Below are 15,059 nucleotides of genomic sequence, written 5' to 3'. Positions count from 1 at the left end.
TCGCCGCAGCTCAGTAGGCGGGGAGTGTCCGCGGGCCGAGGTCGTCGCGGGCGGGCGGCGGCGCGAGCCGTACGGAGGCGCCGAGGACGCTCAGGCCGCGCGGGGCGACAACGACCGGCTCCAGGGTGACCGCGACGACCTCGGGATGGTCGTCGACCAGCCGGGACACCCGCAGCAGGAGCTCCTCCAGGGCAGGTGTGTCGACCGGCGTGGACCCGCGCCAGCCGAAGAGGAGCGGCGCGGTCCGGATCGAGCGGACCAGGGTCGCCGCCTCCCGGTCGGTGACCGGAATCAGCCGGTGCGCGGTGTCGCCGAGCAGCTGCGAGGCGGCTCCGGCGAGCCCGAAGGACAGTACGGCGCCGGCGGCGGGGTCGATGACGGCCCGGATCACCGTGTCCACCCCGCGCGGGGCCATGCCCTGCACCACGGGCCGCAGTTCGTCGGGCGTGCCGAACAGCTCGGTCAACTCGGCGTACGCCCGCCGCAGCTGCTCCTCGTCCGTGAGATCGAGGCGTACGCCGCCGAGGTCGGCGCGGTGGCGCAGGTGCGGGGCGGTGGCCTTGAGGGCGACCGGGTAGCCGAGGGTGCGGGCGGACTCGGCGGCGGCGTCGGAGGTCTGGGCGGGCAGGGCGCGGTGGACCTGGACGCCGTACTTGCCGAGCAGGTCGCAGGTCTCCTCGGTGCCGAGGGTGAGGCCCTGCCCGCGCGTGAGCAGGCCGTCGATGAGGGCGGCGGCGCCCTTCTCGTCGATGTTCTCGTAGTCGGGCACCTTGCCGGGCTCGGCGGCCTCCCGGCGCCACTGGGCGTACTGCACGGCGTCGGCGAGGGCGCGCACCGCACGTTCGGCGGCGGGGTAGGCGGGGATGAGGCGGGGAGCGGTGGCGGACCGGGGGTCGGGGAGCTCCGTTGCCGAGGTGGCCGGGGCCCGCAGGCGGTCCAGGGCGCGGAAGGGGTGGTCGGCGCGGATCGCTCCGGTTGCCGGGGTGGGGGAAGGTGTCGCACCCCCGCCGCCGCTCCGTGGCGTGGCGCCGGCCGCCGTCGACGGTGCTGTGCTCGCCGCCGCCGACAGCGCCTCCGCGAGCCCGCCCAGTTCGACGTGCACCACCAGCACCGGCTTGCCCGGAACCCGCTCGGCCGCCGAGCGCAGCGCCTCCGCCAGCGCCGCGTCCCCGGCGGGTCCCGCGGTGCCGAAGGCCCCGGCGATGCCCTCCCCCACTGCCGGAATCGCCGTCACGATCACCGCGTCGCAGGCGTCGTCGGCCAGCGCGCGAGCGAGGGCCGCGTGGAAGTCGTCCGGGGCGGCGGCCGTGGTCAGGTCCAGAGGGTGCGTCGGCCGGAGCCCTTCGGCCACGCACGCGTCGTAGGTCAGCAGCCCCAGCGACTCGGAGTTGCCGAGGATCGCCACCCTGGGTCCGGTGGGCAGCGGCTGGCGGGCGAGCAGCAGGCCGGTGTCCACCAGTTCGGTGATGGTGTCGACCCGGATCACTCCGGCCTGCCTGAGCAGAGCGGACACCGTGGTGTGCGGCAGCCGCGTGGCCCGGACCGCGTGTCCCTGCGGGGTGGTCCCCGAGCCCTGCACGACGACCAGGGGTTTCGCCGCCGCGGTGCGCCTGGCGAGACGGGTGAACTTGCGGGGGTTGCCGATGGACTCCAGGTACATGAGGGCGACGTCGGTGTGCGGGTCGTCGTACCAGTACTGAAGGACGTCGTTGCCGGACACGTCCGCGCGGTTGCCGGAGGAGACGAAGGTGGAGACGCCGGTCACCCCGGTGACGCCGCCGCCGCGCCGGTGCAACCGCGAGAGCAGGGCGATGCCGATGGCGCCGGACTGGGCGAACAGGCCGATCCGTCCGGGGCGGGGGGCCTCGGGGGCCAGCGAGGCGTTCAGCCGGACGTCCGGGGAGGTGTTGATGATCCCGAAGGCGTTCGGACCGATGATGCGCATGCCGTACGCGCGTGCGTGCCGTACGAGTTCGCGCTGGCGCTCGCGCCCGTCGGGGCCGCTCTCGGCATACCCGGCGGAGAGCACGACAAGGCCCTGCACGCCGTGCGCCCCGCACTCGGCGACGACCTCGGGGACGTGCTCGGCGGGAACGGCGACGACCGCGAGGTCGACGGGGCCGTCGATGTCACGCACCGAACGGTGTGCGGGGACCCCGTCGAGTTCCTTGCACTCCTCGGGGAACGCCTTGTTCACGGCGTACAGGCGGCCGGTGAACCCCGCGTCCCTGATGTTGCCGAGCACGCTGCGGCCCACGCCGCCGGGGGCGCGGCCGACGCCGACGACGGCGACGGAGCCGGGGGTGAGCAGGCGCTGCACGGACCGCGCCTCGGCACGGTGTTCGCGCGCGTACTGCACGGCGAGCGAGCGGTCGGTGGGCTCCAGGTCGAACTCCAGGCGTACGACGCCGTCCTCGAAGCTGCGCTTCTGGGTGTAGCCGGCGTCCGTGAACACCTTGATCATCTTGGCGTTGGCGGGCAGCACCTCGGCGGCGAAGCGCCGGATGTCCCGCTCGCGCGCGACGGCCCCGATGTGTTCGAGGAGGGCGGAGGCCACGCCGCGCCCCTGGTGGGCGTCCTGGACGAGGAAGGCGACCTCGGCCTCGTCGGCGGGGGCGGGTGCGGGCATCCCGTCGGCGCCGATGCGGTCGTAGCGTACGGTGGCGATGAACTCGCCGCCGACGGTGGCGGCGAGACCCACCCGGTCCACAAAGTCGTGGTGCGTGAAGCGGTGGACGTCCTTGGCGGACAGGCGAGGGTAGGGCGCGAAGAACCGGTAGTACTTCGACTCGTCCGAGACCTGTTCGTAGAAGCTGACCAGGCGATCGGCGTCGTCGACGGTGATGGGCCTGATGCGCGCGGTGCCGCCGTCGCGCAGCACCACGTCGGCCTCCCAGTGGGCGGGGTACTCATGCCGGTCCGACGCGCTCTGCATGGGCCCCAGAGTACGGCTCGCGTACGACAACGGCGCGAGGCGGTCCACGGAGAACCGGGCGTGAGCGCACGAGGATTCGCCAGGACGGAAGTCGGACCGAGGCCGCGGTCCGACCGCCCACCCCGGAGGGGACGAACGCCCCCTCCGGAGACGCTTCACGTGTGGGAAACTGGTCTAGACAACCCTGAACACCGAAGGGCAGCATCACATGGCTGAGCGCCGCGTCAACGTCGGCTGGGCCGAGGGTCTCCACGCCCGCCCCGCTTCCATCTTCGTCCGGGCCACCACGGCCGCAGGTATCCCGGTGACGATCGCCAAGGCCGACGGCAACCCCGTCAACGCGGCCTCCATGCTGGCCGTGCTCGGCCTGGGCGCCCAGGGTGGCGAGGAGATCGTCCTCGCCTCCGACGCCGAGGGCGCGGACGCGGCCCTCGACCGGTTGGCGAAGCTGGTCGCCGAGGGGCTCGAAGAGCTTCCCGAGACCGTCTGAGCTTTCCGCGGCACAGTGCCGTAAAACACCACCGAAGGGCTCGTCCGAATTATCGGGCGGGCCCTTCGCATTTCCATTTCACGGGCAGCATGAATAGTCTCCCGCGAATTACTCTCTCTTTGTATACGGTGCCCGTGTTAATGCCGCAGGCCCGTCACGTTTACAGGATGTTGCGAGGTCCTCACACGGTCCGCGCGCTCACCGTTGGAGGTGAACCGCAGCCGGTGCACCACGCTCGAGCGCTCGGTGTGCAGTGCCGTGATCGCCCGCGCCCGCTCACCGTCCCCGCGCGCCACCGCATCCACGATCGCACCGTGCTCCGCCCACGACTCCACCGGGTTGGCGGGCGCCTCCACCACGTACATCCAGGCGATCTTGTGCCGCAGCTGGGTCAGCATCGAGGTCATGGCCGGGCTGCCGGAGGCCTGGGCGAGCGTCTCGTGGAACCAGCCCCCCAGGGAGCGCAGATCCTCGCTGTTGCCCCTCCTGGCCCGCTCCTGGCCCAGCCGGACCAGGCCGCGCAGCACCTTCAGATGGGCCTCGGTGCGCCGCTGGGCGGCCCGGGAGGCGCCGAGCGGCTCCAGCAGCATGCGCATCTCCAGGAGGTCGGCGCCCTCCTGCTCGGTCGGTTCGGCCACGCACGCGCCCGCGTGCCTGCGCGTCACCACGAAGCCCTCGGCCTCCAGCGTGCGCAGGGCCTCCCGGACGGGGACGCGGGAGACGCCGTAGCGGCGGGCGAGCAGTTCCTCGGTGAGCCGGCCGCCGCGCTCGTAGACACCGGCGACGATGTCGTCCCGGATAGCAGTGCATACCGAGTGCGCCGGAATACGCATGCCCGACCTCCGTCTTAATCCCCGTGAAACGTCTCCGATTGACGTGTGTTCAGTGACTCTATTGCAATGAGCGGGAATTTCCGACGGCGGGCCGGAATCCAGGGATATTTTTTGGACAGCGGGCCACTGCAAACGACGAAACCCCGGCTCACAGGAGCCGGGGCCGAAGAAGATCTCGCGGTACGTCGTCAGACACTCACGCCGTGCGAGCGGAGGTAGGAGACGGGATCGATGTCCGAACCGTACTCGGCGGTGGTGCGGGCCTCGAAGTGCAGGTGCGGCCCGGTGGTGTTGCCGGTCGCGCCGGACAGGCCGATCTGCTGGCCGGGGGTGACCGACTGGCCGACCGAGACGCCGATGGACGACAGGTGGCCGTACTGGGTGTACGTGCCGTCGGCCATCCTGATCACGATCTCGTTGCCGTACGCCCCGCCCCAGCCGGTCTCCACCACGGTGCCGCGGCCGACCGCGTGGACGGAGGTACCGCTCGCGGCGTGGAAGTCGACACCGGTGTGGCTGCCGGAGGACCACAGGGAACCGCCGGTCTTGTAGCCGGTGGAGATGTAGGAGCCGGAGATCGGGGTGACGAACCTGTTGAGGCGCTCGCGCTCGGCGGCGCGGGCGGCGCGCTCCTTGGCCTCGCGCTCCTCCTTGGCCCGCGCCTCGGCCTTCCTCTTGGCCTCGGCCGCGGCCTTCTTCTCCTCGGCGGCCTGCTGCTGGGCGGCGGCCTGGGCGTCGAGCTGGGCGGAGAGGGACTCGCCGACGCTGACGACGGGCATGAGCCCGGTCTGCTCGACGGAGTTCTCGGCGGCGAGCGCCGGGGCGGCGATGGTGCCGATGACGCCGGTGGTGGCGAGGGCCGCGACGCCCGCCGCACGGGCGGTGGTGCGCTTCATCCGGCTGGGCCGACGGTGCTTCCCGGCGGCGCAGGTGAACGCCATGTGGTGGCTGGTCCTTTCCTTCCTTCTCGCCTACCGGGTTAGCTGACGGGTTCGGAGCAGGAAGGTCTCCTACGGGCCCCTCGCGAGCTCGCGCGGGCGTCCGATTCACCCCAGGGACAACACATGTGGGTCCCCGGCTCCCCTGGCTCGCGCCATGCGGGGACTCGGCGATGACTGTCCGGTGCCACGGACGCGGCGCACTGCCTGACGAACAGCCGGGATGACGCTAAGCGGGCCGACTTTCAATCCCCAAACCGATCACGGTTTTTGAGGCGCATCCCACAGGCCAGACAGGCAACCTCCTGCCCAATTCGGACATCTAAGAAGCCTGGACATCCAAAGGGCCCTGGTGGCGCTTCCGTCACCAGGGCCCCTGTGGCGCCTTTGCTGCCGGTCCCTCTACTCGGCCGACACGACCTTGACCTCGCCGATGCCGAGGGCCTCGACGGGCTCCTTGATGGCGGCCGCGTCACCGACCAGGATCGTCACCAGCCGGTCCACCGGGAAGGCGTTCACCACGGCCGCTGTGGCCTCGACGGTGCCGGTCGCGGCGAGCTGCTGGTACAGGGTCGCCTGGAAGTCGTCGGGCAGGTGCTGCTCTACCTGGTCGGCCAGGGTGCCCGCCACGGCCGCCGCCGTCTCGAACTTGAGCGGCGCCACGCCGACGAGGTTCTGTACGGCGACGTCCCGCTCGGCGTCGGTGAGGCCGCCCTCCGCGAGGGTGCGCAGTACCTTCCAGAGGTCGTCCAGAGCGGGACCGGTGTTCGGGGTGTCGATGGAGCCGCTGATGGCGAGCATCGCGGCGCCCGAGCCGTCCGGGGCGGACCTGAGGACCTGCCCGAACGCGCGCACGCCGTAGGTGTAGCCCTTCTCCTCGCGCAGGACACGGTCCAGGCGGGAAGTGAGGGTGCCGCCGAGGCAGTACGTGCCGAGCACCTGCGCGGGCCACACGCGCGCGTGCCGGTCGGCGCCGACGCGGCCGATCAGCAGCTGGGTCTGGACGGCGCCGGGGCGGTCCACGATGACGACCCGGCCGGTGTCGTCGGCGGTCACCGGCGGCACGGGCCGCGGCCGGGCCGTGGAGCCGGTCCAGGAACCGAGGGTGTCGCCGAGCAGCGCGTCCAGGTCGATGCCGTCGAGGTCGCCGACGACCACGGCGGTCGCGGTGGCGGGGCGCACGTGCTTCTCGTAGAAGCCGCGCACGGCCGCGGAGTCGATGTTCTCGACCGTCTCCTCGGTGCCCTGGCGCGGGCGCGACATGCGCGAGTCCGCAGGGAACAGCTCCCTGGAGAGCTCCTTGGCGGCACGGCGGGAGGGGTTGGCGAGCTCGTGCGGGATCTCGTCCAGCCGGTTGTTGACGAGCCGTTCGATCTCGCTGTCCGCGAAGGCGGGCGCCCTGAGGGCGTCGGCCAGCAGACCGAGCGCCTTGGCGAGGCGGGAGGCCGGCACCTCGAGGCTCAGCCGGACGCCCGGGTGGTCGGCGTGCGCGTCGAGGGTGGCGCCGCAGCGCTCCAGTTCGGCGGCGAACTCCTCGGCGGAGTGCTTGTCGGTGCCCTCCGAGAAGGCGCGCGCCATGATCGTGCCGACACCGTCCAGGCCGGCCGGCTCGGCCTCCAGGGGGGCGTCCAGGAGCACCTCGACGGCGACTACCTGCTGGCCGGGGCGGTGGCAGCGCAGGACGGTGAGACCGTTGTCGAGCGTCCCGCGCTCAGGAGCGGGGAAGGCCCAGACCTTGGGCTCGCCCGCCTGCGGCTGAGGGTGGAATTCCATCGCGGCGAGCTCGGTCACTTGGCCGCCTCCTCGTTCTCGTCCTGGTCGGCGGGGGCTTCGGCGACGGTCGGCTCGTAGACGAGCACCGCGCGGTTGTCGGGGCGCAGCTTGGCCTTGGCGACCTTCTGGACGTCCTCGGCGCTCACCTCCAGGACGCGCTGCACGGCGGTCAGGGCGAGCTGCGGGTCGCCGAACAGGACGGCGTAGCGGCACAGTTCGTCGGCGCGGCCCGCGACGGTGCCGAGCCGGTCCAGCCACTCGCGCTCCAACTGGGCCTGGGCGCGCTCCATCTCCTCGGCGGTCGGGCCCTCCTCGGCGAACCGGGCGAGCTCCTCGTCGATGGCGGCCTCGATGACCGGCACCTCGACGTCACCGGAGGTCTTCACGTCGAGCCAGCCCAGGGAGGGCGCACCGGCCAGCCGCAGCAGTCCGAAGCCTGCAGCGACGGCCGTACGGTCGCGTCGTACGAGCCGGTTGTACAGGCGGGAGGACTCGCCGCCGCCCAGGACGGTGAGCGCCAGGTCGGCCGCGTCCGCCTCGCGGGTGCCGTCGTGCGGCAGCCGGTAGGCGGCCATCAACGCGCGCGCGGGGACCTCCTCCTCGACGACCTCGCGCAACTGCTCGCCGATGACGTCGGGGAGCGAGCCGTCACGCGGGGCGGACTTGCCGTCGTGCGAGGGGATGGAGCCGAAGTACTTCTCGACCCAGGCGAGCGTCCGCTCCGGGTCGATGTCGCCGACGACCGACAGGACGGCGTTGTTGGGGGCGTAGTACGTGCGGAAGAACGCGCGCGCGTCCTCCAGGGTGGCCGCGTCCAGGTCGGCCATCGAGCCGATCGGGGTGTGGTGGTAGGGGTGGCCCTCCGGGTAGGCGAGCGCGGTGAGCTTCTCGAACGCGGTGCCGTAGGGGACGTTGTCGTAGCGCTGCCGGCGCTCGTTCTTGACGACGTCGCGCTGGTTCTCCATCGACTCGTCGTCGAGGGCGGCCAGCAGCGAGCCCATGCGGTCGGCCTCCAGCCAGAGGGCGAGCTCCAGCTGGTGGGTCGGCATGGTCTCGAAGTAGTTGGTGCGCTCGAAGCTGGTGGTGCCGTTGAGCGAGCCGCCGGCGCCCTGGACGAGCTCGAAGTGCCCGTTGCCGTGCACCTGCTTGGAGCCCTGGAACATCAGGTGCTCGAAGAGGTGAGCCAGGCCGGTACGCCCCTTGACCTCGTGGCGCGAACCGACGTCGTACCAGAGGCACACCGCCGCGACCGGGGTCAGGTGGTCCTCGGAGAGCACCACGCGCAGCCCGTTGGCCAGGCGGTGCTCGGTCGCTGTCAGGCCCCCGGTGCCTGCCTGGTCTGTGGCCGTGTGACCCATGGGCATGTACGTCCCTTCGATCGCTGTCGCGGTCCTTGAAACCGCGGTTTTCCTGCCGGTCCTGCCACTGTATGCAAGCGTGCGGACCCTCGGTGAAGTTCCCGCAGCGCGTACGCCCACAGCGGATCGCGTAGCCTGCGGGCAACCGTGAGCAGGACGCTGTGCGGTCCCCGGGCCGTGCGGCTCAGCCGGGTCCTGGCCCGGACTGTCAGTGCCGCGGTCCACAATGGTCCGCGTCAGAACCTGTTCACGCTTCAGCAAGAGTGAGCCAAAGGGCCGACGTGAGCGACCCGTAGGCGAGCGACCAGAAAAGAGGAGCCGGCAGCGATGGCCCGCCGCAGCACGAAGACCCCGCCGCCCGACGACTCGTACGAGGAGCGGATCCTCGACATCGACGTCGTGGACGAGATGAAGGGCTCGTACCTCGAGTACGCGTACTCGGTCATCTACTCCCGCGCGCTCCCCGACGCCCGCGACGGCCTCAAGCCGGTGCACCGCCGCATCGTCTACCAGATGAACGAGATGGGCCTGCGCCCCGACCGCGGCTACGTGAAGTGCGCCCGCGTGATCGGCGAGGTCATGGGCAAGCTGCACCCGCACGGCGACGCGTCGATCTACGACGCCCTGGTGCGCATGGCCCAGCCCTTCTCGATGAGCGTCCCGCTGGTCGACGGCCACGGCAACTTCGGTTCGCTGGGCAACGACGACCCGCCGGCCGCCATGCGGTACACCGAGTGCCGCGCCGCCGAGGCCGCGAGCCTGATGACGGAGTCCATCGACGAGGACACCGTCGACTTCGCGCCCAACTACGACGGCCAGGAGCAGGAGCCGGGCGCGCTGCCCGCCGCCTTCCCCAACCTCCTGGTGAACGGCTCCTCGGGCATCGCGGTCGGCATGGCCACCAACATGGCGCCGCACAACCTCGCCGAGGTCATCTCGGCCGCCCGCCACCTGATCCGCTACCCGAACGCGGATCTGGACGCCCTGATGCGGCACATCCCGGGCCCCGACCTGCCCACCGGTGGCCGGATCGTGGGCCTCGCCGGCATCCGGGACGCCTACGAGACGGGCCGCGGCACCTTCAAGATCCGTGCGACGGTCGCGGTGGAGACGGTGACCGCGCGCCGCAAGGGCCTCGTCGTCACCGAACTGCCCTTCACGGTCGGTCCCGAGAAGGTGATCGCCAAGATCAAGGACCTGGTCGGTTCGAAGAAGCTCCAGGGCATCGCCGACGTCAAGGACCTCACCGACCGCGCGCACGGCCTGCGTCTGGTCATCGAGATCAAGAACGGCTTCGTGCCGGAGGCGGTCCTGGAGCAGCTCTACAAGCTGACGCCGATGGAGGAGTCCTTCGGCGTCAACAACGTGGCGCTGGTCGACGGGCAGCCCCTCACCCTCGGCCTCAAGGAGCTCCTGGAGGTCTACCTCGACCACCGCTTCGAAGTGGTGCGCCGCCGCAGCGAGTTCCGGCGCACCAAGCGCCGCGACCGCCTGCACCTGGTCGAGGGCCTGCTCACCGCCCTGGTCGACATCGACGAGGTCATCCGCATCATCCGCTCCAGCGACAACTCCGCGCAGGCGAAGGAACGCCTGATCGAGCGGTTCTCGCTGAGCGAGATCCAGACGCAGTACATCCTGGACACGCCCCTGAGGCGGCTCACCAGGTTCGACCGTATCGAGCTGGAGTCGGAGCAGGACCGGCTCAACGCGGAGATCGCGGAGCTGACCCGGATCCTGGAGTCGGACGCCGAGCTGCGCAAGCTGGTCTCCACCGAACTGGCCGCGGTGGCCAAGAAGTTCGGCACCGAGCGGCGTACGGTCCTGCTGGAGTCGGGGGCGAACGCTCCCGTGGCCGCGGTTCCCCTCCAGGTCGCGGACGACCCGTGCCGGGTGCTGCTGTCCTCGACGGGCCTGCTGGCCCGCACGTCGAACGGCGAGCCGTTCCCGGAGGACGCCGACGGCAGGCGTACCAAGCACGACGTGATCGTCTCGGCGGTGCCGGCCACCGCGCGGGGCGAGATCGGAGCGGTCACCTCGTCCGGCCGTCTGCTGCGGCTGAACGTCATCGACCTGCCGCAGCTCCCGGACACCGCGTCGGCCCCCAACCTCGCGGGCGGTGCCCCGCTGTCGGAGTTCCTCTCCCTGGAGGACGGCGAGACGCTGGTCTGCCTGATGACGCTGGACGAGTCCTCCCCAGGGCTGGCGCTCGGCACCGAACAGGGCGTCGTCAAGCGTGTGGTCCCCGACTACCCGTCAAACAAGGACGAGTTGGAGGTAATCACGCTCAAGGAGGGTGACCGGATCGTCGGCGCGATCGAACTGCGTACCGGCGAGGAGGACCTCGTCTTCATCACGGACGACGCACAACTGCTGCGTTACCAGGCCTCGCAGGTCCGTCCGCAGGGCCGTCCGGCGGGCGGCATGGCGGGCATCAAGCTCGTCGAGGGCGCGAAGGTCATCTCCTTCACCGCGGTGGACCCGGCCGTGGAAGCAGTCGTCTTCACCGTCGCGGGCTCGCGGGGCACGCTCGACGACTCCGTCCAGACGACGGCCAAGCTGACCCCGTTCGACCAGTACCCGCGCAAGGGCCGCGCGACAGGCGGCGTCCGCTGCCAGCGGTTCCTGAAGGGCGAGGACTGCCTGTCGCTGGCCTGGGCGGGTGCCGTCCCGGCGCGCGCCGCGCAGAAGAACGGCACCCCGGCCGACCTTCCGGAGATGGACCCGCGCCGCGACGGCTCGGGCGTGTCACTGGCGAAGACGGTTTCGGTGGTGGCAGGTCCGGTCTGAGCCGGGCCGGCCCTCAGGCCGGTTCCTCCGGGTCCCCCTCGGTGCCCGGTACATAGCGCAGGACGCCCCACATGCCGGCCTCGTCGGTGTGCGGGGCGTCCGTGTCCGCCTTGCACGACTCCAGTTCCCTGCCGAGCGCCGGGACGTCGATGCCCGAGCCGATGAGGACGAGCTGGGTGAGACGGGCCTCACCGGGCGCCCAGGCCTCCGGGTAGAAGCGCAGAAACCGCCCGACGGCATGTACGGCGTAACGGTTGCGCACGTCGTACGGCCCGAAGTCGACGTACCCCTTGATCCGGTACAGCCCTTCGGGCCTGCCGTCGAGGAACCGCATCAGCCGGCGGGGGTCGAGGGGGACGTCACAGGTGAGGGAGAGGGTGTCGTAGCCGGAGTGCAGATGCCCGGCGTGATCGTCGTCGTCGACGTGATCGTGCAGGTCGTCGAAGGTGAGCTGGCCGATGCGTTCCTCGCCGGGACGGCAGTCGAAGAGGAACTCGGGGTCGATGCGGCCGTAGGTGGCGGGAACGACGGCGGCGTGGTCGACAAGTCGACGGACCAGGTCGAGGACGCGCTCGGTCTCGGTCGCCCGGTCGAGTTTGTTGACCACGACCAGGTCGGCGAGGGCGAGATGCCGGTCGATCTCGGGGTGCCGCGCGCGGGTGTCGTCGAACTCGGCGGCGTCGACGACCTCGACGAGGCCGCCGTAGACGATGCCGGGCAGTTCGCTGGCGAGCACCATGCGTACGAGTTCCTGCGGCTCGGCGAGCCCGCTGGCCTCGATGACGATGACATCGAGGCCGGTGTCGGGGTGGGCGAGCTTCGCCAGATACCCGTCGAGTTCGCTGACGTCGACGGCACAGCACAGGCAACCGTTCCCGAGGGAGACGGTGGAGTCACCGAGCGCTCCGGCGACGGCCATGGCGTCGATCTCGATGGCACCGAAGTCGTTGACGACGGCTCCGATACGGCTGCCGCCGCTGCGGTGGAGGAGATGATTGAGAAGGGTGGTCTTGCCGGAACCCAGGAATCCGGCGAGGACGACGACCGGGATCTGCCGGGGGGTCCCGCTCGGCTGACTCAACGTGCGACCTCTTTCGCGCTGCCGCGTGCACCGGATCGCAGTCCCGGCGCACGTACGAGGTTTCCATGCCGGACCAGGATACGAGCCGGAACAATCACCGCGAAGTGAACGATTGTTAGCAGCACTTGCGGGGCAGACGTTGGGCAAGGCGCCGGTTCGTGCGACCCTCACTTCCCTCCGTGCGCCTCCTCTCCGCCTCCCCCGCCGATCAGAGCCGCTCGGCACCCTGGGAGACGGCAAGCGCCGCCCACCGCTCGCCGGTCCCCATCAGTCGACCCGCACCCCGACGACCGGCGGAACGGCCGCCTGAATCGGGGGTTGACATGGTCACACAGAGCTTTTGGGTACGAGGACTGGGTACGGCAGTCGCGGTCGGCGTCGGCGCGTTGGCAGGTGCCGTCGCCTCCGTCACCGTGCAGCACCGCACGATGCAGTCCCTCCACGCGCGTCTGGACCAGCTGGAACTGAACGCCCGTTCCCACCAGCACTCCGACCTGGCCAGTCAGCAACACCAGCACTGGGAACTGCTGAGCAAGGCCATAGACGATCCCGAGCTCGCCGAGGTCCTGGATCTCTACGAGACGCCGGTCTCCCCCAAACAGCGCCGCCAGTACCTGTTCGCCAACGCCCTGTACACGAACCTGCTCTTCTACTACCGCATCGGCAACCTGTCCAAGGAGGAGTACTTCAAGCACGTCCGCGGCATCTTCCAGAACCCGATCGTCAGGGAGTACTGGTATGCCACCCAGCAGCAGCGTGCGAGCCTCGCGGACACCGACGAGGCGGAACTGGGAAAGCTGGTCGACGATCTGCTCCAGCAGCTGGAGGACGCGGACACCGAGCAGTGGTGGGTGGTCGGCGAACCACCGAGCGCGTAGCAGAACGTCTGCGCCGCCGCCTGCGGAAATCACACCCCCGGCCCATAACAAACGAGTTAAGTATCCCGTTGTCCCAGGCGCCGCTGCTGTTGACTCAGCCGCCGGGGTTGACTCACACGTGATCGCGTACGGCAGCCCCACTCCGCCATCGCTCACGTCGCAGGAATGACGCGTGCACCCCACAGGGCCGCCTCGCCTCGTAACCGTCGTGTGCGTGCTCGTCATCCGTGAGACCAGAGGGAAACCAACAGTGAGTCAGATCATTCGCCGCCTCGGCGCATCGCCACGCGAAAGAGGCAGCACCTCCGGCGCGACCTGCCCGGACATCTTCGAGCTGGCCGACGGGAACTTCGCCGTCATCGGTACGGACGCGACCGGCTCTCTGGACTCCCAGCTTCCCGCGGACGCGGCACGGGCCGACTACGAACGCATCGTGGTCATCACGCGCGAGACACTCCTGCGCGCCAAAGCCGATATTCCGGACGTCTAGGCGATGTCATGGCACAAATCGAGCAGATAGCCACACTCATCGTTTCGGTTGCTGCCCTTCTCACCGCTGCCGCAAGGCTGGTTGAGGCGATCAAGTTCCACCCGTGTCAGCAACACTCGAGTACCGACACGGTGCCCCCACCTTCAGGATCGACTCCGGAAGTACGACCCGCGTCTCGCCGGCCGGGGCCGTTGTCCCGGATCCTGCGACGCATCCGCAGAACCGACGACCCACGCTGATCGAGGGCCCGTCAGGTCCGGCACCGCTGTCGGTGCCGGACCTTCCGCATGTCTCAGGCCCCTTGAGGCACCGCCACCGGCGCCTCCGTCCCCACATACCGCGCCACCGGCCGAATGATCTTCGAGTCCGCCGCCTGTTCCAGGATGTTGGCGCTCCACCCCACCATCCGAGCCGCCGCGAACGTAGGGGTGAACATCTCCCGGGGCAGACCGCACAGCTCCATGACCACGCCCGCGTAGAACTCCACGTTGGTGTGCAGTTCCCGCCCCGGCTTCAGTTCGGCGAGGATCGCCTCGACGTGGCGTTCGACCTCGACGGCGAAGGCCACACGCGGGCCGCCGAACCGCTGGGCGACCTCCCGGAGCATCCGGGAACGGGGGTCCTCCGTGCGGTAGATCGCGTGGCCGAAGCCCATGATCCGCTCGCCGGCCAGCACACGTTCACGGATCCAGGGGTCGATACGGTCAGGCGTACCGATCGCATCCAGGGTGTCCAGCGCGCGACTGGGCGCGCCACCGTGCAGCGGCCCGGACAACGCACCCACGGCTCCCACGAGGCACGCCGCCACATCCGCCCCCGTCGACGCGATGACCCGCGCCGTGAAGGTTGATGCATTGAAGCCGTGATCAATGGTTGAGATCAGGTACTGCTCGACCGCCCGGGCCCGCTGGGGATCCGGCTCCGAACCCGTCAACATGTAGAGGTAGTTCGCCGCGTACGAAAGGTCCTCGCGCGGCTCCACCGGATCGAGCCCCTTGCCCAGCCGGTGCAACGCGGTGAGCAGCGTGGGTACGGCCGCGGTCGCCACGAGCGTGTCCCGCCGCCGCTGGTCGGGGTCGATGTCGTACACCGGCCGGAACTCCTCGGCCGCACCGAGCAGCGACAACGCGGAACGCATGCCGGCCAGCGGCCCGGACCGCCCGCTCGCCTCCGCGATCACGGGCAGCGCCGCCCGCACCTCGTCGGGCAGCCTGCGCAGCGCCGCGGTCTCGGCACGGAAGGCCACGGCCTGTCCGGGGTCCGGCAGTTCGCCGTGGACCAGGAGATGCCATACGTCCTCGAAGCCGCGGGTCTGCGCGAGCTCGACCGCGGAGTACTGGCGGTAGTGATAGAACCCCTCCCGCCCCCGGACGTCCCCGACCTCCGTGTCGGTGACGACGACTCCGGCGAGTCCTCGCGGTACGTCGACGAGCGTGGTTGCGGACCTGTTGACCGACATGATTCCTCCCTGGACTTGATTCGACTGTCCATGGTTG

At 70.4% G+C, this 15,059-nt stretch carries 11 protein-coding genes and 1 riboswitch; of the genes, 4 read left to right on the top strand and 7 right to left on the bottom strand.

Annotated features, from left to right (window positions below; all coding sequences use genetic code 11):
- Positions 1-10: 10 nt before the first annotated feature.
- Positions 11-2,935 carry a GNAT family N-acetyltransferase gene (locus tag ACFYRX_RS09055; protein ID WP_389097685.1) on the bottom strand — a complete coding sequence of 975 codons (2,925 nt, stop codon included), beginning with the start codon at positions 2,933-2,935 and terminating at the stop codon, positions 11-13.
- Between the two features lie 208 nt (positions 2,936-3,143).
- Here ACFYRX_RS09055 and ACFYRX_RS09050 point away from each other — a divergent pair, with 208 nt between their 5' ends.
- Positions 3,144-3,425, top strand: coding sequence for an HPr family phosphocarrier protein (locus ACFYRX_RS09050; RefSeq protein ID WP_019072943.1), 282 nt, complete (start codon positions 3,144-3,146; stop codon positions 3,423-3,425).
- Positions 3,426-3,562: 137 nt separating this feature from the next.
- On the opposite strand, the gene ACFYRX_RS09045 is transcribed toward ACFYRX_RS09050, so the two are convergent.
- From ACFYRX_RS09045 to ACFYRX_RS09030, 4 genes are all read right to left on the bottom strand, one after another.
- Positions 3,563-4,258 carry a GntR family transcriptional regulator gene (locus tag ACFYRX_RS09045; RefSeq protein ID WP_389097684.1) on the bottom strand — a complete coding sequence of 232 codons (696 nt, stop codon included), beginning with the start codon at positions 4,256-4,258 and terminating at the stop codon, positions 3,563-3,565.
- A 188-nt stretch (positions 4,259-4,446) separates the two neighbouring features.
- Complete coding sequence (locus tag ACFYRX_RS09040) at positions 4,447-5,199, bottom strand: M23 family metallopeptidase (protein WP_389097683.1); 753 nt, start codon at positions 5,197-5,199, stop codon at positions 4,447-4,449.
- Positions 5,200-5,211: 12 nt separating this feature from the next.
- Positions 5,212-5,379: riboswitch (cyclic di-AMP (ydaO/yuaA leader) on the bottom strand.
- Positions 5,380-5,598: 219 nt separating this feature from the next.
- A complete protein-coding gene (locus tag ACFYRX_RS09035) occupies positions 5,599-6,987 on the bottom strand; it encodes a M16 family metallopeptidase (protein ID WP_389097682.1) in 1,389 nt (462 codons plus the stop codon).
- Positions 6,984-8,327: a M16 family metallopeptidase gene (locus tag ACFYRX_RS09030; protein WP_389098204.1), complete on the bottom strand. Its 1,344-nt coding sequence runs from the start codon at positions 8,325-8,327 to the stop codon at positions 6,984-6,986. The genes ACFYRX_RS09035 and ACFYRX_RS09030 overlap by 4 nt, the downstream gene beginning before the upstream one ends.
- A gap of 327 nt (positions 8,328-8,654) precedes the next feature.
- On the opposite strand from ACFYRX_RS09030, the gene ACFYRX_RS09025 reads away from it, so the two are divergent.
- Complete coding sequence (locus ACFYRX_RS09025; RefSeq protein ID WP_389097681.1) at positions 8,655-11,114, top strand: DNA topoisomerase (ATP-hydrolyzing) subunit A; 2,460 nt, start codon at positions 8,655-8,657, stop codon at positions 11,112-11,114.
- Between the two features lie 13 nt (positions 11,115-11,127).
- On the opposite strand, the gene ACFYRX_RS09020 is transcribed toward ACFYRX_RS09025, so the two are convergent.
- Positions 11,128-12,195 (bottom strand): CobW family GTP-binding protein, encoded by a 1,068-nt coding sequence (locus ACFYRX_RS09020; protein WP_389097680.1) that lies wholly within the window; start codon positions 12,193-12,195, stop codon positions 11,128-11,130.
- Between the two features lie 323 nt (positions 12,196-12,518).
- On the opposite strand from ACFYRX_RS09020, the gene ACFYRX_RS09015 reads away from it, so the two are divergent.
- Complete coding sequence (locus tag ACFYRX_RS09015; protein WP_389097679.1) at positions 12,519-13,073, top strand: DUF6082 family protein; 555 nt, start codon at positions 12,519-12,521, stop codon at positions 13,071-13,073.
- Positions 13,074-13,323: 250 nt separating this feature from the next.
- Positions 13,324-13,563 carry a hypothetical protein gene (locus ACFYRX_RS09010; RefSeq protein ID WP_389097678.1) on the top strand — a complete coding sequence of 80 codons (240 nt, stop codon included), beginning with the start codon at positions 13,324-13,326 and terminating at the stop codon, positions 13,561-13,563.
- Positions 13,564-13,855: 292 nt separating this feature from the next.
- Here ACFYRX_RS09010 and ACFYRX_RS09005 read toward each other — a convergent pair whose 3' ends face one another.
- Positions 13,856-15,022, bottom strand: a complete 1,167-nt coding sequence (locus ACFYRX_RS09005) for a citrate synthase (RefSeq protein ID WP_389097677.1) — start codon at positions 15,020-15,022, stop codon at positions 13,856-13,858.
- Positions 15,023-15,059: the final 37 nt, after the last annotated feature.

Origin of the sequence: Streptomyces sp. NPDC005374, from assembly GCF_042872225.1 — a bacterium.
Classification (GTDB): Bacteria; Actinomycetota; Actinomycetes; order Streptomycetales; family Streptomycetaceae; genus Streptomyces.
The sequence above is the reverse complement of the archived record's forward strand: the minus strand, read 5'-3'. Positions and strand labels throughout refer to the sequence as shown.